The organism is Croceivirga thetidis, assembly GCF_012272815.1.
In the GTDB taxonomy this organism is placed as follows: Bacteria; Bacteroidota; Bacteroidia; order Flavobacteriales; family Flavobacteriaceae; genus Croceivirga; species Croceivirga thetidis.
On the sequence record NZ_JAAWWL010000001.1, the window covers coordinates 1,263,897 to 1,290,662 of the forward strand.

18 protein-coding genes are annotated in these 26,766 nt (G+C 37.9%); 15 read left to right on the forward strand and 3 right to left on the reverse strand.

The genetic code is table 11. From position 1 onward, the window contains the following. The first annotated feature begins 66 nt into the window (after nucleotides 1-66). Complete coding sequence (gene recO / locus HCU67_RS05770; RefSeq protein ID WP_168551617.1) at nucleotides 67-786, forward strand: DNA repair protein RecO; 720 nt, start codon at nucleotides 67-69, stop codon at nucleotides 784-786. After that, on the forward strand, nucleotides 770-3,202 hold the full coding sequence (locus HCU67_RS05775; RefSeq protein ID WP_168551618.1) for a TonB-dependent receptor: 2,433 nt from the start codon (nucleotides 770-772) through the stop codon (nucleotides 3,200-3,202). Before recO ends, HCU67_RS05775 begins: the two co-directional genes overlap by 17 nt. Before the next feature lie 116 nt (nucleotides 3,203-3,318). On the opposite strand, the gene HCU67_RS05780 is transcribed toward HCU67_RS05775, so the two are convergent. Beyond that, entirely contained in the window at nucleotides 3,319-3,729 is a 411-nt protein-coding gene (locus HCU67_RS05780) for a hypothetical protein (RefSeq protein ID WP_168551619.1), read from the reverse strand. Nucleotides 3,730-3,883: 154 nt separating this feature from the next. Between HCU67_RS05780 and ileS the strand changes: the two genes are divergently transcribed. From ileS to HCU67_RS05800, 4 genes are read left to right on the forward strand one after another with little or no spacing between them, the layout of a single operon-like run. Then, on the forward strand, nucleotides 3,884-7,291 hold the full coding sequence (gene ileS / locus HCU67_RS05785) for an isoleucine--tRNA ligase (RefSeq protein WP_168551620.1): 3,408 nt from the start codon (nucleotides 3,884-3,886) through the stop codon (nucleotides 7,289-7,291). Nucleotides 7,292-7,293: 2 nt separating this feature from the next. After that, complete coding sequence (locus HCU67_RS05790; protein WP_168551621.1) at nucleotides 7,294-7,677, forward strand: TraR/DksA family transcriptional regulator; 384 nt, start codon at nucleotides 7,294-7,296, stop codon at nucleotides 7,675-7,677. Between the two features lie 4 nt (nucleotides 7,678-7,681). Further along, nucleotides 7,682-8,302: a hypothetical protein gene (locus HCU67_RS05795; protein WP_168551622.1), complete on the forward strand. Its 621-nt coding sequence runs from the start codon at nucleotides 7,682-7,684 to the stop codon at nucleotides 8,300-8,302. A 33-nt stretch (nucleotides 8,303-8,335) separates the two neighbouring features. Then, entirely contained in the window at nucleotides 8,336-8,950 is a 615-nt protein-coding gene (locus tag HCU67_RS05800; RefSeq protein WP_168551623.1) for a lipoprotein signal peptidase, read from the forward strand. Nucleotides 8,951-8,953: 3 nt separating this feature from the next. On the opposite strand, the gene HCU67_RS05805 is transcribed toward HCU67_RS05800, so the two are convergent. Further along, on the reverse strand, nucleotides 8,954-9,511 hold the full coding sequence (locus tag HCU67_RS05805; RefSeq protein ID WP_168551624.1) for a 5-formyltetrahydrofolate cyclo-ligase: 558 nt from the start codon (nucleotides 9,509-9,511) through the stop codon (nucleotides 8,954-8,956). 391 nt (nucleotides 9,512-9,902) lie between these two features. Here HCU67_RS05805 and uvrC point away from each other — a divergent pair, with 391 nt between their 5' ends. The 8 genes from uvrC to HCU67_RS05845 all read left to right on the forward strand — a co-directional run bounded on the left by uvrC (nucleotide 9,903) and on the right by HCU67_RS05845 (nucleotide 22,856). Beyond that, the gene (uvrC, locus tag HCU67_RS05810) at nucleotides 9,903-11,690 is read left to right on the forward strand and encodes an excinuclease ABC subunit UvrC (RefSeq protein ID WP_168551625.1); all 1,788 of its coding nucleotides are present in this window, start codon (nucleotides 9,903-9,905) and stop codon (nucleotides 11,688-11,690) included. After that, the gene (locus tag HCU67_RS05815) at nucleotides 11,674-13,929 is read left to right on the forward strand and encodes a patatin-like phospholipase family protein (protein WP_168551626.1); all 2,256 of its coding nucleotides are present in this window, start codon (nucleotides 11,674-11,676) and stop codon (nucleotides 13,927-13,929) included. The genes uvrC and HCU67_RS05815 overlap by 17 nt, the downstream gene beginning before the upstream one ends. A gap of 312 nt (nucleotides 13,930-14,241) precedes the next feature. Further along, entirely contained in the window at nucleotides 14,242-15,015 is a 774-nt protein-coding gene (locus tag HCU67_RS05820; RefSeq protein WP_168551627.1) for a DUF3108 domain-containing protein, read from the forward strand. Between the two features lie 6 nt (nucleotides 15,016-15,021). Further along, nucleotides 15,022-15,990: a tryptophan 2,3-dioxygenase family protein gene (locus HCU67_RS05825; RefSeq protein WP_168551628.1), complete on the forward strand. Its 969-nt coding sequence runs from the start codon at nucleotides 15,022-15,024 to the stop codon at nucleotides 15,988-15,990. Then, entirely contained in the window at nucleotides 15,990-17,333 is a 1,344-nt protein-coding gene (locus HCU67_RS05830) for a peptidoglycan DD-metalloendopeptidase family protein (RefSeq protein ID WP_168551629.1), read from the forward strand. Before HCU67_RS05825 ends, HCU67_RS05830 begins: the two co-directional genes overlap by 1 nt. Then, nucleotides 17,269-18,906: a glucose-6-phosphate isomerase gene (pgi, locus tag HCU67_RS05835; RefSeq protein ID WP_168551630.1), complete on the forward strand. Its 1,638-nt coding sequence runs from the start codon at nucleotides 17,269-17,271 to the stop codon at nucleotides 18,904-18,906. Before HCU67_RS05830 ends, pgi begins: the two co-directional genes overlap by 65 nt. Nucleotides 18,907-19,078: 172 nt before the next feature. Then, entirely contained in the window at nucleotides 19,079-22,321 is a 3,243-nt protein-coding gene (locus HCU67_RS05840) for a TonB-dependent receptor (protein ID WP_168551631.1), read from the forward strand. A 100-nt stretch (nucleotides 22,322-22,421) separates the two neighbouring features. Further along, nucleotides 22,422-22,856, forward strand: coding sequence for a hypothetical protein (locus HCU67_RS05845; protein WP_168551632.1), 435 nt, complete (start codon nucleotides 22,422-22,424; stop codon nucleotides 22,854-22,856). A 13-nt stretch (nucleotides 22,857-22,869) separates the two neighbouring features. Here the strand turns inward: HCU67_RS05845 and HCU67_RS05850 are convergent, their stop codons facing one another. Next, nucleotides 22,870-23,919, reverse strand: a complete 1,050-nt coding sequence (locus HCU67_RS05850; protein WP_168551633.1) for an endonuclease/exonuclease/phosphatase family protein — start codon at nucleotides 23,917-23,919, stop codon at nucleotides 22,870-22,872. Between the two features lie 77 nt (nucleotides 23,920-23,996). Here HCU67_RS05850 and HCU67_RS05855 point away from each other — a divergent pair, with 77 nt between their 5' ends. Continuing rightward, the gene (locus HCU67_RS05855; RefSeq protein ID WP_168551634.1) at nucleotides 23,997-26,726 is read left to right on the forward strand and encodes a TonB-dependent receptor; all 2,730 of its coding nucleotides are present in this window, start codon (nucleotides 23,997-23,999) and stop codon (nucleotides 26,724-26,726) included. Nucleotides 26,727-26,766: the final 40 nt, after the last annotated feature.

Genomic DNA, 26,766 nt, shown 5'->3' on the forward strand with positions numbered 1-26,766 from the left:
AAAGGGTATAGAAATGAATTATGGACCCATCTAGTAAATACTGGATGGGTCTTTTATCTTTAGCCCATGCAAGTCACTACAAGGGCAATTGTATTATCAAGCTTGAAATACGGAGATTCGAGTTTAATTGTTAAAGCTTTCACGGCTTCCGACGGGCTTAAATCGTATTTGTTAAAAGGTGTACTAACCTCCAAAAAAAGCAAGCTCAAAGCTGCTCTTTTTCAACCCTTGACCCAATTGGAATTGGTGGCTTATCATAAAAATAAAGGAAGCCTTGAAAGTATACGAGAGGCAAAGGTTGTCAATCCTTACAAGACCTTACATAGCGATATTATAAAGAACAGTTTGGTATTGTTTTTGGCTGAAATGTTGACAAACTCAATTCAAGAAGAACAGGCAGACCAATCGTTGTTAAACTATTTGGAGTATAGTTTCAGTTGGTTGGATAATAATGACTTCATCTCTCAATTTCATTTGTTGTTTTTAGTAAATCTTTCAAAGTATTTGGGTTTCTATCCCGATGAGTCAAATATTTCTGGACATTATTTTGATTTGTTGGAAGGAAATTTTAGAGCGACCCCAAATTTAAATCCCTTGATAGAAAACGAACAAACCGAATTGTTCAAACGATTTTTGGGCATTAATTTTGATGCACTAAAGTCAATTAAAACCAATAAAAGAAGCCGACAAGAATTACTGAAAAGTGTGATTTTGTATTATGAATTACATTTGCACGGTTTCAGAAAACCTAAGTCCTTGGCGGTGCTAAATGCCGTGTTCGACTAATATGCACAAAAAGATTACCTTCTTTTTACTGTCTTTGATTTCAATGACGGCAATTGCCCAGCAAATTACCGTTTTGGATGCGGATTCTGGTAGTCCTATCTCTAATGTTGCCCTCTTCAATAAAACTAAATCCAAAACGGTCATAACCAATTTTGACGGTAAGACCAGCCTCTTGATTTTTGATGATAATGAACGTATTTATTTCCGTCACATAAACTACGGAGAATATCAAACCACAAAACAAAATCTGCTGCGAAAAGGAAACCGTTTATATCTTGTTCAAAAGGCAGAACAATTAGATGAGGTAGTTCTTTCGGTATCCAAATGGCAACAGCAACGCAAAGACATCCCTCAAAAAATTGCAAATATCGATGCCCAGAGCATTGCATTTACCAATCCACAAACATCGGCTGATTTATTACAGAATAGTGGTAAGGTATTTGTTCAGAAAAGTCAATTGGGAGGGGGGAGCCCAATGATTCGGGGGTTTGCAACCAATAGGGTATTACTCTCAGTTGATGGTGTTCGAATGAACAACGCCATTTTCAGAGGCGGAAATATTCAAAATGTAATTTCCATAGATCCCTTCACAGTTAAAAGCACAGAGGTCATTTTTGGCCCTGGTTCCGTAATTTACGGGAGTGACGCCATAGGGGGTGTCATGAATTTCTATACAAAAGCACCACGGTTTTCATACACGGACAGTTTGACTTTTTCTGGAAACGTCAATTACCGATTTTCATCAGCTAATACTGAAAATACAGCTCATCTTGATTTTAATTTGGGGCATCAAACTTGGGCAAGCCATACAAGTGTTTCGTACAATAATTTTGGTGATTTAACCATGGGTTCGAATGGCCGTGAATCGTATTTGCGCCAAAATATTGTGAGAAGAATAAATGGTCAAGATGAATTAGTGAACAACGAAAATCCTGAAAAACAACTTCCTTCTGGTTATGACCAGATAAACCTGATGCAAAAATTCAAATACCAGCCGAATAAGACCTACACCTATGACTTGGGATTGTATTATTCTGAAACTTCCGATTTTTCAAGGTATGACAGATTAATTCGACCAAATAGCACCGGCGATGGCCTGCGTTCAGCGGAATGGTTCTATGGGCCACAAAAATGGTTTATGGGTAATCTTCAAATTACCAAGGAAGGTAGAAATAAGTTTTATGACGGGGTTCGATTGACTACTGCTTATCAGTTTTTTGAAGAAAGTCGAAACGAAAGGGCCTTTCAAGACCCAATCCGTTATAGAACAAAAGAAAACGTCAATGCCCTATCGGTTAATCTTGATTTTGAGAATAAAAAAATTGGTAATCTTCGTTTGTACTATGGTGCGGAATATATTTTCAATAAGGTCAATTCCGTTGGTAGTCAATTGAATATTGAGACACAATCTAAGCAACCTCAAGCATCCCGATACCCAGATGGTGCTACTTGGCAAACCTTTGCAGGTTATTTGAACAGCGAGTATAAAATCAAACCTAATTTCACATTGCTTTCGGGCTTGCGTTATAGTCAGGTTTGGGTTGATGCACAGTTTGAGGATACCTTTTTTCAATTTCCTTTTGAAGAAGCGGATATTATTACTGGGGCACTTACTGGTAGTATCGGATTTAGTTGGTTCCCGAGAAAAAACCTGCAAGTAACATTAAATGGCTCGACAGGTTTTCGAGCTCCAAATATTGATGATGTTGGTAAAATATTCGATTCAGAACCTGGCTCGGTGGTAGTGCCAAATGCTGATTTGGAACCTGAATATGCTTATAATGTGGACTTTGGTATTCAAAAGAATTTTGGAGATAAGGTAGTGATAAAAGCAGCCACGTATTATACTTATTTGGTTGATGCTTTGGTTCGAAGGGATTTTCTTTTTAATGGACAATCTGAGATTCAATACAATGGCGAATTGAGTAACGTACAAGCCATTCAGAATGCGGCTAGGGCTTATGTTTATGGACTTGAATTTGGTATGGAAGCTTTTCTGAATGAGAATTGGTCGTTTTCGGGTAATATGACCCTTACTGAAGGTGTGGAAGAAGATGATAATGGTACCGATTCTCCTGCCAGGCATGTTGCACCATTATTTGCCGATGCACATATTATTTGGAAAAATAGAAAGTTCAAAACAGATTTATTTTTGAATTACAACGGGCAATTGGCCTTTGAAGAATTAGCACTTTCTGAACGCAGTAAAAATTTCATTTATGCTAGTGATGAAAACGGAAATCCATTTTCACCTTCATGGTATACCCTAAATTTCAGATCTCAATACACGATTTCAAACACCTGGACAGCATCATTAAATTTGGAGAATTTTACCGACCAACGTTACCGAACCTATTCGTCTGGTATAGTAGCTCCAGGGATAAATTTAATCTTAGGACTAGGATATAAATTTTAAATAGACCATTCTCTCTAAATAAGATTCCAAGCAATTTAAATGGAGAGCCTGGTCCATATTGAAAAAAAGCCCTGTTCAAATTGTTGAACAGGGCTTTCAAAAATTATCAGAGCAAATTAATTATTGTCAGTTGCTTCTTCCACTTTTTTAGCTGCTTCATTGACAATTTTTTTTGCATCATCAGTTGTTTCTTCAACAGCATTTTTAACATCATTACCCATTTCTTTTGCTTTGTCCATCGCAGCATCACCTTTTGCTTTTAGACTATCCATGGCCTTTTCTCCTTCTGCCATTAATGAATCCCCTGCTTTTTTCATTTCATCAACAGCATTCTGACCTGCCTCTTTAAGGTTGTCGCCGGCTTCCTTTAAGTTATCAGCGGCTTCTTTAAGATTATCACCGGCTTCATCAAAGGCGTTTTCTGTCGCTTCAGTAGCTTCTTCGGCTTTTTTTGCCGCTTCCTTACAAGAAACAGCTGTTCCAGTAACTAAAACAATTGCCATAAAGGCAAAAATCAATTTTTTCATTTTTATATGGTTTTAATAGTCAGACACTAATTGAGCCCAATAGTCACAAATTGATTCAATTTTTTTCGTGGCCCTTTGTGATTTCTTAATTGCCTGTTAGGGGTATAATTACCCGTTAAATCTTTATTTTTGCAAACTTTCATTGTGATGTGAAATGGCAAAAAAGTTTCGTGAATATAAAGGATTGAACCTGCCTAAGGTAGGTGAAGAGGTGTTGGATTTCTGGAAGCGAGAAAACATCTTTGAAAAAAGTGTGTCTACCAGAGAAGGCAAAGAGAATTTCGTCTTTTATGAAGGTCCTCCTTCTGCTAATGGTATGCCCGGCATTCATCATGTTATGGCAAGAACCATTAAAGATATTTTTCCACGATATAAGACCATGAAAGGTTTTCAGGTAAAAAGAAAAGCCGGTTGGGATACCCATGGCCTACCTATTGAACTCGGTGTTGAAAAAGAACTTGGTATTACCAAGGAAGATATCGGGAAAAAGATATCCGTTGAGGAGTATAACGAAGCCTGTCGGAAAGCAGTAATGCGCTATACAGATGTTTGGGAAGAAATGACCGAAAAAACAGGCTATTGGACCGATATGGAGGATCCTTATATCACCTATAAGAGCAAATACATGGAAACGGTGTGGTGGCTCTTAAAACAAATTTATGATAAGGGACTAATCTATAAAGGTTATACCATTCAACCATATTCGCCAAAGGCGGGTACAGGCCTTAGTTCTCATGAACTAAATCAACCGGGAACCTATCAAGATGTTACCGACACTACGGTTACTGCCCAGTTCAAGACCAAAAAAGAAACCCTCCCTATTTCTTTAAAAGACATTGAAGGTGACGTTTATTTTTTGGCATGGACCACGACGCCATGGACGCTCCCTTCAAATACAGCTTTGACGGTAGGACCAAAGATTGATTATGTTTTGGTAAAAACGTTCAACCAATACACATTTGAACCAACAAATGTGGTATTGGCCAAAGCTTTAGTAGGAAAACAATTTTCAGGAAAATACTTCGAAGCGGAGTCGGACAATGATTTTTCTACGTTTTCTTCTGAATCGAAGAAAATACCTTATAAAATTCTAAGCGAAAGCAAAGGTGCAGATTTGGTCGGAATCCGATATGAACAACTCATTGATTACGTGCAACCCTACCAAAATGCTGAAAACGCCTTTAGAGTCATCGCTGGTGATTTCGTGACAACCGAAGATGGTACAGGTATAGTTCATACAGCACCCACCTTTGGTGCCGACGACGCCATGGTGGCCAAGCAGGCGAATCCACCCGTTCCGCCAATGTTGGTGCTTGATGAAAATGATAATCCTGTGCCACTGGTAGACCTACAGGGAAAATTTCGCCCTGAACTTAAAGAATTCGGCAAGAAATATGTCAAAAACGAATATTACACTGATGGTGAGGCTCCTGAAAAGTCAATTGATGTAGAAATTGCCATTAAGCTAAAGACGGAAAACAAGGCTTTTAAAGTGGAGAAGTATCTCCACAGTTATCCTAATTGTTGGCGAACCGATAAACCGATTTTATACTACCCTCTTGATTCTTGGTTTATAGAAATAACAAAGGTTCGCGACCGAATGTACGAATTGAACCAAACCATAAACTGGAAACCAAAATCCACAGGTGAGGGCCGTTTTGGAAATTGGCTCGCAAATGCCAACGATTGGAATCTATCACGTTCTCGATATTGGGGTATTCCACTTCCAATTTGGCGCACGGATGATGGTAAAGAAGAAAGGATAATTGGGTCTGTTGAAGAGTTGAAATCGGAAATGGCGAAGTCGGTTTCAGCTGGGTTTATGAATAGTTATATTTTCGACGATTTCATTGTTGGTGACATGAGCGAGGAAAACTATGATAAAGTTGACCTACATAAGAACATTGTTGATCAAATTATTTTAGTCTCAGAGGATGGGAAACCGATGAAACGAGAATCAGATTTGATTGATGTCTGGTTTGATAGTGGTTCTATGCCCTATGCCCAATGGCACTATCCATTTGAAAATAAAGATTTGATTGATTCCGGCGAGGCATATCCAGCCAACTTTATTGCTGAAGGGGTCGACCAAACCAGAGGTTGGTTTTATACGCTCCATGCTATAGCTACCCTTGTTTTTGATCAAGTGTCCTACAAGAATGTGGTGTCAAATGGCTTGGTTCTCGATAAGGATGGTAAAAAAATGTCAAAGCGTTTGGGTAATGCTGTTGACCCGTTTGAAACGATCAAAGCTCATGGAGCTGATGCTACTCGTTGGTATATGATATCAAATGCAAATCCTTGGGACAATTTGAAGTTTGATATCGAAGGAATTGCAGAGGTTAAGCGGAAGTTCTTTGGTACGCTCTACAATACGTATTCGTTCTTTTCGCTTTATGCAAATATTGATGGGTTCACTTTTGATGAGAAAGAAATTTCATTGCAGAATCGACCAGAACTGGACCAGTGGATACTCTCTGAGCTAAATACACTTATAAAGTTTGTAGATGAAGCCTATGCCGATTATGAGCCGACTAAAGCTGCTCGGGCCATATCTGACTTTGTTCAAGAAAATCTCAGCAATTGGTACGTACGTTTAAGCAGAAGGCGATTCTGGAAAGGAGATTACCAACAAGATAAAATCTCTGCATACCAGACCTTATACCATTGCTTGGTGACTACTGCCAAACTCATGGCGCCGATTGCTCCTTTCTTTTCTGACAGATTGTACAAAGATTTGGATGCAGTGACCAATAGAGAAGGGTTTGATAGCATCCATTTGGCTGATTTTCCAGTTTTTGAAGATTCGTACATAAATGTAAAATTGGAAGAAAAGATGCAGACCGCCCAAAAAGTGACTTCGTTGGTTTTGTCTATTCGTCAAAAAGAGAAAATTAAGGTGCGCCAGCCGCTACAAAAAGTGATGGTTCCAGTCTTAAATGGGCATCAAAAAGAGGTTATTGCGTCAGTTGCTGAATTGATTAAAGCTGAAGTTAATGTTAAAGAGTTGGAATTGATGGACGATGCTTCAGAAATCTTAGTGAAACAAATTAAGCCGAATTTTAAGACATTGGGACCTAAGTATGGTAAGGATATGAAGGTCATTGCAGGAAAAGTAGCACAGATGGACCAAGCGGATATCCAAAAAATGGAGCAGGAAGGCGAAATTTCACTTGATTTGGAAAATAAATCGATTAAATTACAGTTGTCCGACGTAGAGATTACCTCACAGGATATTGAGGGATGGCTGGTCGCCAACTCTGGCCCCCTAACAGTTGCATTGGATATTAAAATCAATGAAGAACTCAAAAGGGAAGGAATCGCTAGGGAATTGGTCAACCGAATCCAAAATTTAAGAAAAGAATCTGGGTTTGAGGTAACGGATAAAATAGATATAAAAATTCAAAAAGATGGATATGTAGAAAAGGCAATTGCAAGTAATGAGAGCTATCTAAAGAGCGAAACGCTAACTGAAGATTTGAGTCTCGAAGAACATCTTGAAGATGGCACGGCAATTGCTTTTGACGACATAAACACAAAATTGTTGATTAAAAAACACTGAAAATGGCAGAAGATTTAAAGGTTAGATATTCCGATGCCGATTTGGCAGAGTTCAAATCTCTCATCGAAGAAAAAATAGAAAAGGCCAAGAAACATCTTGACCTCTTAAAAAGCTCATACATGAATGATGGTAACAACGGCACCGATGATACCTCCCCTACCTTCAAGGCTTTTGAAGAAGGTTCTGAAACAATGAGTAAAGAGGCCAATACCCAGTTGGCCATACGTCAAGAGAAGTTTATTCGTGATCTTAAGAACGCAATTCTAAGGATAGAAAATAAAACATACGGAATTTGCCGTGTTACTGGTAAGCTAATAAATAAAGAGCGACTTAAATTAGTTCCTCACGCTACTTTGAGTATCGAAGCAAAAAATATGCAGAAATAAGCCAATGCGGCTTTTAGTTCTTGCTTTATTCCTGTGCTCTTTAAGCCTTTTGAACGGCCAAAAGATTATCAAAAAGACGATTGCAAGTACCCGGATTTCATCAATTTCAATTGATTTAGCCAATTGTTATAGTCTTGAATTGGATACGGCGGATTCAAATGAAATACTTGTGGAGGGTTCAATTGCAGGTGCCGATAACAATGATGTTTTGATTAATATTCAGGAAAAAGGCGGCAATATCAGTCTAAGTTCCGATTTTCAGCCGAATCACATTGAACGAACCAGTAAGTTTGGTGCCCTTACCTATGTTGCCATAGATTTAAAAATAGTAATACCTGAAAACCTCTTGGTTCGAATGTTCGGCACTAGCACTCAAGTTGAAGTAAAGGGCAATTATAAGCAATTTGAGCTCACTTTGGCTGATGGCAATTGCAAATTAATGGGTGATTTTGAATCAGCCTCGATAAAAACGCAAGAAGGGGACATTACTGTAAATTCTGCAATTGGAACCATAGATGCAAAAAGTAGTTATGGAAAGGTTTCATTAGGGGTCATAACTGAAGGTGATTCAGTCTATGTGCTGAATTCAATTCAGGGAAACATCTATGTAAACCAAACGGATTAATATCATTATTTTTGCCCACTCAATCAGGGATTTATGAACCTCAAAAAATCCATTATTCTTATTGTCATAGTATTATTGATTGATCAAATCAGTAAAATCTATATCAAGACAAATTTTGTATTGGGAGAATCGGAGCAGGTCACAAGCTGGTTTAGAATTCTTTTTATTGAGAATGAAGGGGCTGCGTGGGGTACAAAGTTGAGCGATATCTTACCAATTTCTGAAAGTGCTGGTAAATTGGTTCTGACTATATTTCGATTGTTCGCCATTGTGGGGATTGGTTACTGGCTGTTGGACATCATTAAAAAAGGATCCTCTGGCATTTTAATTTTATCGGTGTCCCTCATATTCGCTGGTGCACTTGGCAATATTATTGATTCTGTTTTTTATGGAATCATATTCGACGATAGTACTAATAACGTTGCAACGCTTCTTTCTGATGAACCTTATGGAAAGTTATTCTATGGTAAGGTTGTTGATATGCTGTATTTTCCTTTGATTGATACCCGATGGCCTGATTGGGTACCAAAACTTGGCGGCAAGAATTTCCGATTTTTTGAGCCTATTTTTAATATCGCTGATTCTGCCATAAGTATTGGGGTGGCTATACTAATAATTTTTAATAAGCGAGCTTTTGCAAAGTCTTAAGCGTTAAAAAGTATAAAGCTTTTCTGGAGTAACACAATACTCTAAAGGAATGTCGCTATCGACTATATCAGAAATTTTTGGAATGGGCTCAAAGACCGATAGCCCTATTTTTACCACCTCCTTTTTACATTTTGACAAAAATCTGTCGTAGAACCCCTTCCCATAACCGACTCTATTGCCTTTTAAGTCGAATGCCAATAATGGTACAAAAACAACATCAATCTTTTTTTCGTCAATGTGAATACCATCTTGAGGTTCAGGTATTCCCCATTTACTTTGTTTTAAAATGGTATTATCGGTAAGTAAAAAATGCTCTAAATAATTACCATTTACTTTTGGCAAAACGATGTTTTTATCCTTGCCCTGAAGCAAGGTCAAAATTGGTTGGGTATCAATTTCTTTAAATTCTATGATTGGTAGGAAGAGGTGAAAAAAAGAAAATTTCCAAATCGGCACTTCGAGTAACCTATTGGAAATTTCTAAACTTTTTGATTCGATGTCCTCAATTGAAAGCAAATTTCTTTTTGCTTTGAATTCGGCTCTTATTTCATGTTTCAACATCTAGATGTTGATTAATCCGGGGGTAGTTCTAGGAAAATTAATCTCTTGATGAAATTGTAAAGTAAATTTTAAAAAATAACATCAGGACCAGATACATTCCTAAAACGATTAAATAGTTTTCCATCTGTATCTTTTTCTTGGCTTAAAGATAAGGATAAAATCTTACGTAATATCTATTAAATGCAAATATTACCGCTGAAATGCATTGATTTTAGCATTTTTTAAGAAGTCAAATGATTCAATCAAACATTAATTTAATGTTAAGGATAATATCTTATATAAATATTCATCTAGTGTTCTAAAAAAACTAAATTTAGAAATCAATATTAATTTTCAGGTTAACCTGGTTATCCGTTTCCTGTCGTTTCAATACGATAATCTGAGTTTTCAAATGACAAATTTGCCCATTCAAGTTCAACTTAGTGCACTGCCAACCTCACCTGGTGTGTATCAGTTTTACGATAGCGAGAATAAGCTTCTATATGTTGGAAAGGCTAAAAACTTGAAAAAAAGGGTCTCTTCTTATTTTACTAAAAAGCATGAGAATGGGAAAACGAGGGTGCTCGTAAAAAAAATAATCTCCATTAAACATATTGTTGTTAAAAATGAATCTGATGCGCTTTTACTTGAAAATAGCCTTATCAAAAAACATAGGCCCAGATACAATGTACTATTAAGAGATGACAAAACTTACCCTTGGATATGTATTAAAAATGAACGATTCCCCCGAATATTCCCAACCCGAAAATTAATCAAAGATGGCTCTGAGTACTATGGTCCTTATACAAGTATGAGAACTGTACGAACACTTTTGGATTTGGTCAAAAGCGTCTATTCGATACGGACATGCAATTATGATCTTGCTGATGAAAAAATCAATGGGGGTAAATTCAAAGTTTGTTTAGAGTATCATCTAGGAAATTGCCTAGGGCCCTGTGAAGGCAAATATTCAATTGAAGAGTACCAAAAGCAAATAGAAGATATAAGGCAGATAATCAAAGGCAATTTCAAGAGTTCACTTCAATTCTTTCGTAAACAGATGAAACAATATGCTGAAGAATTGGAATTCGAAAAAGCTGAGATAGTCCGAAGAAAAATTGAAACACTAGAAAATTACCAGGCTAAATCCACCATTGTCAACCCAAAAATCAGTGATGTTGATGTGTTCACCATTTTTTCTGATGAAACACATGCTTACATAAATTTTCTGCAATTATCTTTTGGGACGATTACCCGTTCACATACTTTGGAAGTAAAGAAAAAATTGGAAGAAAGCGATGAAGAATTGTTACAATTGGCTGTCGTCGAACTACGCCAACGATTCAAGTCAGAATCAAAAGAATTGTATTTGCAATTTCAGTTGCAATTGAATGAAGATTTAAAGATTACGATCCCTAAGCTAGGGGATAAGAAGAAACTCATTGATTTTTCATTGAATAATGCCAAGATGTTTCGACAAGAGCGATTCAAACAAATGAAAATCGTTGATCCGGATCGACACACCAAACGAATTATGGCCCAGATGAAGGCTGATTTACGATTGTCGGAAGAACCAAGACAAATAGAATGTTTTGACAACTCAAATATTCAAGGTACTAACCCTGTTGCCGCTTGTGTAGTTTTCAAAGATGGGAAACCTTCGAAAAAGGACTATCGTCATTTCAATATAAAAACTGTGGTTGGTCCAGATGATTTCGCTTCAATGGAAGAGGTAGTTTTTAGAAGGTATAAACGCCTATTGAATGAGGGAGAACCATTGCCGCAATTAATTGTAATTGATGGGGGTAAAGGACAATTATCTTCTGCGTTGAAGAGTCTTGATATTCTTGGTTTGCGCGGAAAGATCGCGATTATTGGAATTGCAAAAAGACTGGAGGAAATTTACTTTCCTGAAGATCCCATCCCGCTTTATCTAGATAAGAAGTCTGAAACCTTGAAAATAATTCAACAATTACGAAATGAAGCCCATAGGTTTGGTATTACACATCACAGAAATAAACGAAGTAAGGCAGCAATTTCTTCTGAACTTGAACAGATAGAGGGAATTGGAGAAAAAACGGCAAAACAACTTCTAAAAAACTTCAAATCGGTAAAGCGTATCAAAGAGGCATCAATCGAGAATTTGGCTGTTGAAGTAGGAATGGCAAAAGCAAAGAAAATTTATGAAACCTTCCATTAAAAAGCATTTTATAGTGCCCTTTTTGATGTTGTTTTTGATTACAATCAATGCACAAAAAGACCAAAAAATAGGATTGGTTTTAAGTGGAGGGGGAGCAAAAGGCTTAGCGCATATTGGAGCGCTTAAGGTAATTGAAGAAGCTGGAGTAGAAATTGACTTTGTAGGGGGAACCAGCATGGGTGCTATCGTAGGTGGTCTTTATGCCGCGGGTTATTCAGCTACTGAGTTGGATTCTATTTTTAGAACCACCAATCTACCTGAATTGATTCAAGATAACGTTCCTCGAAGTGCAAAAACGTTTTACGAAAAAGATGATGCGGACCGCTATGCCCTGACTCTGCCCTTTGATGAATTCAAAGTAAGCTTTCCACCTGGCATTTCGAGTGGGCAAAATGTCTTTAATGAATTTGTGAGACTTCTTTTTCACGTCAAGGATGTGAGGGATTTCAATCAGCTTCCAATTCCATTTTTATGTATTGCAACCGATGTCGAATCAGGGGCACAAATTTTATTGGATAAAGGATATTTACCTGAAGCAATCATGGCCAGCGGTACATTACCATCATTATTTGAACCAATGGAAATTGATGGCAAAGTTTTGATTGATGGCGGAGTGGTAAATAATTATCCTATTGATGAGGTTAGGGCCTTAGGAGCAGATATAATTATCGGTGTTGACGTTCAGCACGGTCTTTCAAACCGTGATGCTTTGGGTTCAGCAACTGAAATTTTGCTACAGATAAATAATTATCGGACGGTTAAAGACATGGTGGAAAAAAGGAAGAAAACAGATATCTATATCAACCCACCTATTGATGATTTTTCAGTTATTGATTTTGATAAAATAAACGATATAATTAATAGTGGGGGTTTAGCGGCAGAAGAAAATTTACAAGCACTTTATGGTCTTGCGACTAGGGAGGTAAGAATCAAAAACAAACCAGTTTCTTCTTCAGATAGCTTGACCATAAACCGATTGTTATTAAAGGGTAACGATAGATATACTAGAGGTTATATTAAGGGGAAATTGCGATTTAACCTTGGAGATAAAATTTCTTTTGAGAAACTGAGTCAGGGTATGAGCAATCTTGCGGCAACCGAAAATTTTAAGGCGATTCGGTATGAACTGGTTTCAAACGGATTAGGAACAGACCTGATATTAAAGCTAATAGAAAAGCCTGAAAAAATGTATTTGAGGGCGGGTGCGCACTATGACGATCTTTTTAAAAGCGCAGCCTTAATGAACATTACAAGAAAAGGGCTCTTGTTCAAAGATGATGTTGGTTCCTTTGATATAATTCTTGGGGATAATATTCGATACAATGCGGAATACTATGTAGATAAAGGAACCTATTGGAGTTTTGGGGTTAATTCTTCATTTGCAGATTTTGATACCGAAATCGATTTTGATTTAATTCGTTCAAATTTTGAGGTTGATCAGGGTTTTGGTGTCAGCGAGATTAATCTTGATGTTTCAGACTTAACTAATCAAATATATCTACAAACTGTGGTGCGAGAAGAATTTGCAGTTAGCTTGGGTATTGAACACAAACTATTGCGTTATAGCACTCGCACTTTAAATCAAGTAGCTCCTGAAAGCGATATGGCTTTTAATCCTTCACCTTCCTTCAGAACATTTTTTGAGGACAGTAATTTCTTCAGTACTTATGGTCGGTTACGTTTTGACACTTATGATGATAGTTATTTTCCTAAATCAGGACTCTTTTTCGATGGTGACTTTCATGTTTATCTATTGTCTTCTGACTTTAATGACAATTTCAAGGAATTCTCGGTAGCTAAAGCTAGGATGGGAGCTGCTTTCGGTATTCTTCCCGGACTTTCATTAAATATTGAATCTGAGGGAGGTTTTAAATTAGGAACTTCTGGTGTAACGTCTTTTGATTTTGTACTTGGAGGATTCGGGAGTCAACGCCTCAATAATTTTGTACCATTTTTTGGTTACGATTTTCTTTCGCTACCTGGTAACAGTTTTGTAAAAGCATTCGCAAGACTTGATTATGAAGTAGCCCCTAAGAACCATTTAATGCTAACTGCAAATATTGCCAATGTAGAAGATGATATTTTTAGAACAGGGGAGTGGTTTACAGAACCTGATTTTTCAGGTTATGGTGTTGGTTATGGTTTTGAGTCTTTCTTAGGTCCAGTACAGATATTTTATTCCTTCTCACCACAAGTCGACGACGGCAATCTTTTCATAAGTGTAGGGTACTGGTTTTAACCTGATTTTAGCTAAAAAGCATGTGTTTCATAAAATGATACTAACAAACTTGACAGCTGAGTTAAAGTGCGTTAAAAAAGAAAAATATCCTGATTGCTATTATAAATTTGAATCAACAAAAGGGGTGGTTCCCTTTTGAACTTTAAGTATTGGTTTTTCATAATTTAAAGTTTGGTTGGTTATTTAGGAAAAGCCTCGATGAAACATCGGGGCTTTTTTTTACAATACTTTGGTATAAGTTTTGTTTAAGTAATTGTAAAAGATGATCGTGGGCAATTGAATTTGATAATTTTACCCTAGAATAAATTTGTTATGAAAAAAATTATTCTATTTACAATTACACTTTTGACCTTGAATTTGAGTGCGCAAAAAAAGGCCTACAAGGCCGGTGAGTGGTTAAAGTACAGAATTCATTATGGCTTTTTGAATGCCAGTTATGCCACTCTGCATCTGTCCAATGATAGTATAGATAGTATTCCGGTTTACCACGCGGTTGGTAAAGGAAAAACCACAGGTTTTGCAAGTATCTTTTTTAAAGTTGACGATACATACGAAAGTTACTTCGGTCAACGAGACGGAAAGCCCTACAAGTTTGTTCGTGATATAAATGAAGGGGGTTACACGAAGAATATTGAAATAGACTTCGATTACGATAATGATAACGCTATTCTTAATGACCTTAAAAATGATAAGCGTTTTGATATACCAGTTCATGACCAGATTCAAGACATAATCTCCGCCTCGTACGCCCTGAGAAATTACGCTAACGGAAAGGAATTGAAAGTTGGTGAAAGCTTTGATATGGATATGCTATTTGATGATGATGGGGTATATAAATTCAAGCTTAAGTATCTAGGTAAAGATGTCATTCGCACAAAATACGGTAAGGTGGAATGTCTTACCTTTAGGCCGTTGGTTCAGTCGGGCAGGGTATTTAAAGAAGAAGAAAGTTTGACCCTTTGGGTTTCAAATGATTTAAATAAAATTCCGGTTCGAATTAAGGCTGATTTGGCCGTTGGCTCACTGAAGGCCGATTTGGACGGTTACAATGGCCTTAAAAACCAATTCAAGATAATTATGGATTGATTTTACATGAAGAAAGACGAGCTAATTGCGTCCCAAATCAATAAGCTTGAAGAAAAATTTAAAAATTCAGGCCAAGACCTAAGTTCCTATCTTGATGGATTGCTCTACCAGCGTTACCTTACCTATTGGGATTATATTCATCTCGATACTTTATTAAGTATTCAAGTACCGCGCACCCATTTTCCTGATGAGGAAATCTTCATCATGTACCATCAAATTACAGAATTGTACTTTAAATTGATTCTGCACGAGCAAAAGCAAATTGTTGATGATAAATCACAGAACTTGGATTTTTTCATCGACCGCGCTACCAGAATCAACAACTACTTCCGTGCCCTAATTTCTTCATTTAGTATCATGATTAAAGGCATGGAACGGGAACAATTTCTTAGGTATAGAATGGCTTTGTTACCTGCGAGTGGATTTCAGTCTGCACAGTATCGCATGATAGAATTATATGCAACCTCAATGGAAAATTTGGTTCATCATACTGAACGTGATGATTTCTCTGAAGAAAACTCCATCGAAGAACTTTATGAGCACATATACTGGAAAAAAGGAGCTACCGATTTAAAAACTGGCGAGAAAACCTTGACGCTAAAGCAATTTGAATATCGATATACCCCGAGACTAATAAGAATTGCCAAACAAGTTAAAGGGAACACCGTTTATCATAAATACTTACAACTACCCGAAAAGTATCAAAAGAATGAAGAGCTCTGTAAGGCGATGAAAGAAATGGATTTGAATGCGAATGTCAATTGGCCATTGATGCACATGGGTTCTGCATATAGGTATTTGGCTAAGGATAAAGGTGCAGTAGATGCAACTGGGGGTACAAATTGGAAAGACTACTTGCCACCAAGTTTTCAAAAAATAATATTTTTTCCAACTTTGCATTCAGAAAAGGAGCTTCAAGAGTGGGGCAAACAATGGGTTGATCATATTTTCAACCCCGAAGCAAACAAAATGTAATGCGAAAATATTGGGGAGTAGTTTTGGCATTGGTTCTTATCTGTTCCTGCAAAGAGACTAAGGAACCGGAAAATCAGGTTGATCTTGCACAAGTACCAGTTGAGGAACCGATACCAACAAGATTTGGTTTTGATTTTGATGCTTTCCAAGTTGTTCAGGATACCGTCAGAAATGGAGACAGCTTTGGAGAGTTAATGCTCAAAAACCATGTTGATTATGATAAGGTGTTGAAAATTTCTGAGAATTATAAGGACACCTTCGATGTTCGTATGATTAAGGTTGGCAAACCTTATTTTATTTTGAATACCAAAGATTCAATACCAAAAGCCCAGGTATTTATTTATCAAAATGACAAAATCAATTACACCGTTGTTGATTTAAGAGACTCTGCCCATGCATACAAGAGCAAAAGAAAAGTAAAATATGTAGAACGTGAAATAGGTGGCACTATAAAGAATTCACTTTCGCTGGATATGGATTCTCTTGGTGTAGATTATCTAGTAACCATAAACCTTTCAGAAATATATGCTTGGAGTGTGGATTTCTTTAAGCTTGACAAAGGCGATAAATTTAAAGTTATTTATGACGAAAGATTTATCAATGATAGTATTTATGCTGGTGTGGGCCCAATAAAAGCAGCCTACTTTAAACACCGAGACAAAGAAATATACGCCTTCCCTTTTGTAACGGATTCCGTTCAGAATTTAAAGGGGTTTTACGATCAAGATGCAAAAAATCTGCGAAGCACTTTCCTTAAGGCGCCAATTAAATTTGGTTACAGACTATCATCACGTTACAATTTAAAAAGACGAATCGCCTATTACGGTTATAAGGTCAGGCCGCACCGTGGAACTGATTATGCCGCACCGGTAGGAACACCAATAATTGCAACTGCAAATGGTACTGTAACTGAATCAACAAGAAGGGGAGGAAATGGAAAATATGTGAAGATCAGGCACAATTCAATGTACAGCACCCAATACTTGCATATGCGCGCCCAAAATGTCAAAAAAGGAGATTTGGTTCGACAAGGAGACGTTATCGGTTGGGTAGGAATGACGGGTAATACTAGTGGTCCTCATGTTTGTTACCGTTTTTGGAAAAACGGAGCGCAGGTAGATCCATTGCGTGAAGACCTACCAAGATCGGAACCTATTGCCGATTCATTGAGAACAACATATTTCGAAACCATAGAGCCATTAAAATTCCAACTGGATTGTATTGAATATGCCAATCCTGAAACATTGCAAGAAGACATTCAACTAAACCAAAAACAAGATGTCATTACCCAAAATCAACCCGACGAAAACCAAAGCATGGCAGAAGCTGAGCCAACACTTTGATACTGTTCACACCAAACATTTAGCCGAACTTTTTCAAGACAACCCTGAAAGGGCTGCCAATTTCTCAATTGACTGGCAGGATTTTTTTGTGGATTATTCAAAGAACAATATTGATAAGACAACAAAAAATTTATTGTTGGAATTGGCTGATGAGGTTCATTTAAAAGAGTCTTTGGAATATTATTTTGGAGGTCAGACCATTAATGAAACTGAGGGGCGTGCGGTATTACATACAGCTTTAAGGGCCAATAAGGAAACACATGTTGAGGTTGATGGCAAAAATGTAGTTAAAGAAGTTTACCAAGTAAAAGAACAGATAAGGACTTTTGTCGAAGATGTTGTTTCTGGATCCAAAAAAGGGTATTCGGGTAAAGCATTCACCGATGTGGTCAATATTGGTATTGGGGGTTCTGATTTAGGTCCAGTAATGGCTATTGAAGCCCTAAAATTCTACAGGAACAATCTAAAGGTCCATTTTGTTAGCAATGTTGATGGTGATTTAGTTCATGATGTTTTGAAGGAGATTGATCCAGAAACCACACTTTTCATTGTGGTTTCAAAATCCTTTACCACACAAGAAACTTTATCAAATGCACTCACGATTAAAAAATGGTTTTTGCAACATGCCCAAGAAGATGATATTGCCAAGCATTTTGCAGCAGTCTCCAGGAATTTGGAGATGATTGATGAGTTCGGAATAGATAAAAAGAACGTTTTCCCAATGTGGGATTGGGTAGGCGGTCGTTTTTCACTCTGGAGCGCTGTTGGTTTGTCAATAGCCCTTTCAATAGGCTTCGAAAATTTTGACGAACTTTTATCAGGTGCCAATGCGATGGACCTTCATTTTCAAGATGCTGAGTTCGAAGAAAATATTCCGGTCATGTTGGCCTTATTAAGTGTTTGGTACAATAACTTTTTCGGTGCCGAGACTGAAGCCATAATTCCTTATACCCAATACTTGCATAGATTGCCTGCTTATCTACAACAGGGTATTATGGAAAGCAATGGAAAAAGTGTAGATAGGTCCGGGGCCAGCACACCATATCAAACCGGTACAATAATTTGGGGAGAACCAGGTACCAATTCACAGCATGCATTTTTTCAATTGATACACCAAGGTACTAAGCTAATTCCGGCTGATTTTATAGGTTTTAAACAATCGCTTCATGGTGACAATGACCATCATAACAAACTAATGGCCAATTTCTTTGCGCAAACTGAGGCGTTAATGAACGGAAAATCATTGCAAGAGGTTAAATCCGAACTTGAGGCTTCAGGAAAATCTGAAGAAGAAATTGAAGCCTTGGCACCTTTTAAGGTTTTTGAGGGTAACAAACCAACGAATACAATTTTAATTGAAAAATTGACACCCAGAAGTTTAGGGTCTTTAGTAGCAATGTACGAGCATAAAATTTTCGTTCAAGGTATAATTTGGAATATTTTCAGCTATGACCAATGGGGTGTGGAATTGGGCAAGCAATTGGCCAAAAATACCTTGAAGGATATTGAAGGTGATCAAATTGGCAAACACGATAGCTCCACAATGCAATTATTGCAAAAATTTAAGAGCTAATATTCGATTTTAGCAATCCTCACTTTTAAATAATAAAACACCTATTTTCAGGACATTAGAAATGTTAACTGTTAGTTAACAACTTCTTTTCAATTTAACCTTGTCTTAATCTTGGTAAACTAAAGATGGTTCACTTTTGCAGTGCTAATTTCAACGTTTAAACACTGTTAAAATGAAAAAAATCTACTTAGTTGTTATTGCACTATTTTCATGTGCTTTAGCTTTTTCACAAGGGGTTACGACCTCTGCGATCGGTGGTCAGATTACCGATCAAAACGGCGAACCTCTTCCAGGCGCAAGCGTGGTAGCCGTTCACACACCATCAGGTACTACCTATGGTGCTGCTACTGACTTCGATGGGTACTATCGTATTTCTGGTATGCGTACTGGTGGACCATACACGATTACCCTTTCTTATGTCGGATTTAATGATGATGTAAAAAATGGGGTTTTCTTGAACCTTGGTAGTACAGAGCGTATCAGTACACAATTGGTTGAATCTGCAACTGCTTTAGATGAGGTAGTTGTTACAGGAACAAGCAATAGTGTCTTTGGTTCTGGTAAAACAGGTACGGAAACCAACATTTCACAAAGACAGGTTGCAACCACTCCAGCAGCTTCACGATCTTTAGCTGATTTTGTTCGTTTGACTCCTCAAGCACAGTTATCCGAAGGTAACGACGGATTTTCTATTTCCTTAGCTGGTCAGAACAACAGATATAATGCCATCTATGTTGATGGTGCCGTAAACAATGACGTTTTTGGTTTGGCTGGTTCTGGAACAAATGGTGGTCAGACAGGGGTAAATCCACTTTCTGTTGATGCTATCGAAACTTTTCAGGTAAACATCGCACCTTTTGATATCAAACAATCTGGTTTCTCAGGTGGTTCTATTAATGCGGTGACACGTTCGGGTTCAAATAACCTTGAGGGATCTGCCTATTACTTCACCAGAAACCAAGACTTAGCGGGTAAAACTCCAGTTGATAACGTGAATAGTGATGATGAAAGGGAAAAACTTGCTGATTTCACCACCAATACCTATGGTTTGCGAATTGGAGGTCCAATTGTAAAAGACAAGTTGTTCTTCTTTGTAAACTATGAAAGAGGTGATACTGAAATACCACAGCCTTTTAATTTTGCTGGTCAATACACTGGTCGTTCATCACAGGCAGATATTGATAATTTGGTAAGCTTCTTACAGAACACCTATAATTATAACCCAGGTACTTTTGACAACAATACAAGTACTTTGGAAAGCAATACGCTTGTAGCCAAAATAGATTGGAACATAAATGAAAACCACAACTTGTCACTAAGACACAGTTATGTTAGTGCTGAGAACTTAGAAGCCCGTAACGTTGGCAACCGTCAAATAGGGTTCATCAACGGATCTGAATTCTTTAATTCAGAAACAAATTCAACGGCACTTGAATTAAACTCACGTTTCGGAAATAAGTTTAGTAACAACTTTATCGTAGGTTATACTGCAGTAAGGGATGACAGGGATCCTTTTGGAGACCCATTCCCAACTGTTGATATTCAAGATGGTGACGGTACGATTTCTTTCGGATCGGAGCCTTTTTCAACTGCAAACTTGTTGAATACCGATTACTTGACAATCACTAACAACTTCAATATCTATTCTGGTGCACACACGATTACATTGGGTGCCAACATGGAATTCGCTACAGTTAAGAACTTGTTCTTTGCATTTAACTTTGGGGATTACACTTTTGAAGATCAATTCGATGATGAAGGTAACCTCTTGTCAACTGGTTTAAATCAATTCTTGACTGGTCAAGACGCAGATGTATATCAGCATGGATATTCTTTGGTTGGTAACGGAATCAATGGTGACGAATCTGCGGGTTCTGCCGATTTTGAAACTGAGCAATACGGATTCTACGTACAAGATGAAATTGATATCACAGATAACCTTAGAGTAAACATTGGTGCAAGAATTGACATTCCTGTTTGGAAAGACGGTCCTGTTAATGATGACTTTAATACTAGAACTGTTGGCATACTTGAAGCTGCTGGTAAAGATTTACAAGGAGCACGAGTTGGACAACAAATTAGCAACGCCGTATTCTCTCCACGACTTGGTTTTAACTGGGATGTTAATGGTGAAAGAAAAACCCAGATAAGAGGTGGTTTAGGTGTATTCACCTCACGTCTACCTTTGGTTTGGCCAGGGGGTTCATATAATAACAACGGTGTTACAGGCGGATTCAACTTCGAATTCGGACAACCTTTCGTTGCAGATGTTAATAATCAGTTTGAAGATCCTACACCAGGCTCAGGTGGTTTGGGTGGTAACATAGATTTAATTGCCGAAGACTTCAAATTACCACAGGTAATCAAATATAATATTGGTATCGATCAAAAATTACCCTTGTGGGGCTTGATTGGTTCGGTTGATTTCTTGTACACAGACGTAATTACAGATATCTACTACGAAAACTTGAACTTACCAGCTGCTGTAGGAACGTACGAGGGTGCTGATAACAGACCTTTTTATGATAGAAGAGGTAACTTAGACCCAACTTATGGTAGAATCATCTTGGCTTCTAATACTGGAGGCGGTAACGCTACGACGGCTACCTTTACTTTGAGTAAGCCATTCCAAAATGGTTTTGCGGCCTCTGCTTCTTATGTTTACAGTGAGTCGAACAAAATCTTCGATGGTACGTCTTCTCAGAACAGTTCACAGTGGAGAAACATTCAAACTGTAAATGGTAAAAATTCAAATTTACCAGTAACACGTTCTGACTTCGCTAGTAACAGGTTTGTTGCCAATGCATCTTACAGATTGGATTGGAACGAAAATGTTGCAACTACGGTTTCATTGTTCTACAATGGTTTCCAAGCACAGCCTTTTAGTTTTACCTATAGAGAAGGTAGAGACTTATTGAATGATGATTCTCGAGATAATGCGTTGATCTACATTCCAAGAAATGCTGGTGAGATTCAATTTAGCGGTGATGAAGCTGAACAAGCTGCTCAATGGGCGCAATTGGATAATTTCATCAACAGTATTGAATATCTTAGAGAAAATAGAGGTAACTATGCCGAGCGTAATGCTGTACGTGGTCCATGGAGCCATGTAGTTGACTTTAAGCTATTGCAAGACTTTAGCATTAAAACAGGTAAGAAAACAAATACGCTGCAGTTGTCTGCTGATATTTTCAACTTTACCAATTTATTGAACAAGAACTGGGGTAAAATCAACTTTACTAGTGGTAATGTTCAGCCGTTGACTACGGTTTCTACCGGTAGCACTCCAGTATTCAGCATCAATAGTGGTGTTATGGATGATGCAGGAAACCCTGATTTTGAGCAAATAGATGACTTTGGAATTCAGTCTTCTAGATGGCAAGCGCAATTAGGTATTAGATATATCTTCAATTAATCAGAAGTTAGTTTAAGTTAATTAGACCCCGACCTTTAGCGTCGGGGTTTTTTTTGCCCCAAAAAGAACTTACCTTTAACGAAACCAACAACTACAATTCATGGAAATCTTACAAAACGTTCACTCCTATCTAGCTTATATTGTTCTGGCAGTCTTGATCATTGCTGTTGTAAATGCTTTTTTAGGCTGGTTGGGCAAGAAGGAATTTAAGTTTGAAAAAGACTTGAGAATCAGCTTGTTTGCATTAATATTAAGCCACATTCAACTACTAGTTGGTCTAATACTATATTTTGTCTCAGCCAATGGTTTAAATGCGCTACAAGAATTCGGTATGGGGGGGTTAAATTCTGCGGCTAGGCTCTTGGCATTGGAACACCCTGTGACCAATATTTTAGCAATTGCCTTTATAACAATCGGTTGGTCACGACATAAGAAAACAAACGATGATACCACCAAATTCAAACGTATCGCATTGCTTTATGGTGCAGGCTTGGTATTGATTTTGAGCCGTATACCTTGGGGGCAGTGGTTGTAATCAGCTTCTAAATCTAGTTTGAAGGGTTTATATTCTCTTTGATTAAAATCAGATATACTGGGAAATGGTCTGAATAACCACCTTGATAGGTTGTTCCGACATAAGTGCGGTAGGGATATCCTTTGTACTTACCTGAAGTATTTTGTAGGTATTTTGGGTTATAGATTCCAGCCTTCCAATAAGTAAATGAATTGGTGGCATCTTCCAATAAATTAGGAGTAAGAATTAGTTGATCAAAGAGGTTCCATTTATCCCTATAGGCTAAAGTACCCGCGCCTTTTTTATAAAACTTGTCCATAGGGTTGAATAACGAAAGACTGTCCAATTGTCTTTGTCTCCCTTTTGTTCTTAAAACCTTTTTCAAACTTCTATCCTTAGGGTCATCGTTGAAGTCACCCATAGTTATGATTTTGGCCGACGGTTTTATCCTATAAATTGAGTCAAGTATTCGTTTTGTTAATTCTGCAGCTTTAATGCGCAATGGTTCACTTCTTGTTCGCCCACCACGCCTTGAGGGCCAATGGTTAACAATGAAATGAAATTCTTCATCATCTAAGAATCCAGAAACCACTAATTGGTCTCGGGTATAATCCCTTTTATCATCAACATCAAAAAGTAATAGACGATGACTCCTAGAATTATTCGGAATAAAGGCCTCTTTCTTATAAATTAAAGCCACATCAATTCCACGATCATCTGGTGAATCAAAATGTACAATCCCGTAATTCTTTGAAATCAAATTTGGTTGATTTATTAGGTCACGAATAACTTGTATGTTTTCCACTTCACAAAGACCGATAATATCAGGCGATGATTTTGTCAATCCGTATCCAACTTCTGAAATGACATTAGATATGGCCAAGATTTTCCTTTCGTAACGTTCTTTTGTCCAGTTAAATGCGCCATTTGGAGTCCTATCATCGTCAAAAATCAGAGAATCGTTACGGGTATCAAAAAGGTTTTCAACATTATAAAAAGCTATTGTTCGAGCACTAAATACTTTGCCCTCTTGGGCGAAGAGAAATATTGGAATAAGAACAAACGATACCGTGCAAATTCTCATAACTCGAAAATAGACAAGAATTTAAGAATATCGAATGCATTCATTTTTATATTAAATTCGGACAACTAACCATTACCATGCGCTTTTTTGTGTTCTTCCTTTTTGTTGGAACCATTTCTGCACAGGAAATCAGTTCCGTATCTGGAAAAGTAATTTCGAGCTTTGAACAGAATCAACTACCATTGGTTACAATTAGTTTAGAAGGATTCAATATAGTTTCAAAAACCGATGCAGAAGGCAACTTTATTTTAAAATCAAACCACAAGGGGGAGCTTATTCTTCAGTTATATATTGATGGATATCGAACAAAGCGAATTCCAATTTTTCTTGAAGGAAATGACATCGATTTGGGTAACATCCTACTGGAAAAAGATATTACCCTTGATCAAGCAGACAATCTCATTACCCTTACCGACGCAGATTTATCCGACGATACGGCAACCATTGAAAATGCTACGGGGCTTTTACAGGCTACCCGAGATGTGTTTTTGACCCGAGCTGCATTTGATTTCGGTCAGGCTTTTTTTCGAGTTCGCGGATATGATTCGCGAAATGGGGAGGTACTTATCAATGGAATTCGCATGAACAGATTTTTTGACGGAAGACCACAATGGAACAACTGGGGCGGATTAAATGATGTAGTTAGAAACCAAGAATTCACCAATGGACTGGAAGCGTCTGATTACACCTTTGGCGGGATTTTAGGGAACACCAACATTAATACGAGGCCTTCCGGACTCCGTCCAGGAACTCGAATGTCTTTCTCCGCCTCAAATCGTACATATGCCGGTCGTATCATGGCAACGCATACCTCCAGGGCAAACAACAGTGGTCTAGGTTATTCAATTTCAGCTTCTCGAAGATGGGCAGAATCTGGCTATATTGATGGTACTTTATATGATGCATATTCCTTCTTTGGTGCATTGGAATATGAAATCAATCCTCGGAACACGGTAATGGCTACTGCCATTTTAGCTAAAAACCGCCGAGGTCGCTCCTCTGCTGTAACACAAGAGGTGTTTGAGTTGGGTGGTAATCAATATAATCCCTACTGGGGCGACCAAGATGGGCAAATTCGAAACTCGCGTGAGCGGAATATTTTTGAACCAATTTTTATGCTCAATCATTTTTATAATGATGATAAATTGAAAGTGTCTTCAGGAGCTGCATTTCAGTTTGGTCGAAGCACTAGAAGCCGCTTAGGTTATTTTAATGCTCCGAATCCCGACCCGACCTATTACCGTTATCTTCCAAGCTTTTACATTAATAATCCTATTGGTGCCGATTTTACCAATGCCAACTTGGCAAGCGAAGGTTTTCAAGAAAATTCGCAAGTGAACTGGCCCAATTTATACGCCGCCAATGGGAATAAGACCAACAATGACAAAGCTGCCTATGTGCTTTATGATGACGTGGTTGACGGACAAAAATTGTTTTTCAATGCGGTTGCAAACTGGAATGTCAACAATGAACTTCAATTGGATTTCGGTGTTGGTTACCAATCATTGACCTCAGAAAACTATGCTGAAATACAAGATTTGTTGGGGGCGGAATTTCACGAAGATATTGACCCATTTTCAGATACACGAAATAATATTGAAGGGACTGCCAACAAAACAGACGGGGAAGTTTTCAACTATAACTATGAGATAAAAGCATCTAAACTCAATGGATTCGTACAATTAAGTTCCCAAGTTGGCAGATGGAACGGATTTATCTCTAGCGAGATTCAACATTCGTTCTATCAAAGAAATGGACGTTTTCAAAACGAGCGCTTCCTAAACAATTCTTTAGGAACCAGTGAAGAAGTGATTTTTACCTCCTACGGCGTCAAAGGTGGTATCGGCCATCAAATCACAGGCCGACATTGGCTTAAAGCAAATGCCGGAATCCTGAAAAGACCACCTTCCCTACAAAATACTTTTATTAATCCCCGAGAGAATAATTTAGTCGTCCCAGATATACAAATGGAGACCATCTCAGCGGTCGATTTTAGCTATTTTCTTCGATTACCAGATTTGACAGGTAGACTCACAGGGTTCTATACGCGATTTCAAAATACAACAGACATCAATTTCTTCTTTGTTGATGCTGGTGTGGGCTCCGATTTTGTTCAAGAGGTAATTACTGGTCTAGACAAACTGCACATGGGAATAGAAGCTGGGTTTGAATATCAAATTTCACCAGATGTCAAACTTTCGTTGGCGGCCAATGTCGGGAAATACCTTTTTGCAAGCGACCCTCAGGTTACCATAAATTTCGATACGGCAGGGCAAGAAGAACCAATTGACCCTGGCGGAGCTATAAACCTAGGCATCGCTAATATTAAAGACTACAAATTAGCTCAAGGCCCACAAAAGGCAGTTGCCTTTGGTGTGGAGTACAGATCCCCAAAGTATTGGTGGGTTGGAGCCACGGCCAATTATTTGGCGAACAACTATGCTAGTATTTCGAGCATTACGCGAACACCGAGTTTCTTACTAAACCCAGAAACAGGAGCGCGCTTTGTTGATGCCACTGAAGAAAATGTCTCCAATCTACTCAGACAAAATGCGTTGAATGATTTTTACCTTTTGAACTTGGTCGGAGGTAAATCTTGGTTGAATAATGGGATATATGTCAGCGTTTTTGCGAGTGTCAATAACGCTTTTGATGCTGTTTTTAGAACTGGGGGCTATGAACAGAGCAGAAATGGGAATTTTGGGCAGTTGCAGCAGGATAATTTGCGTAACAACCCCACTTTTGCCCCAAAATATTGGTATGGTTATGGGCGAACGTATTTTTTGAATTTGGCTGTAAGCTTTTAAAAAGATTACACCTCCCTTAATCCCTCCTTTTTAGGAGGGA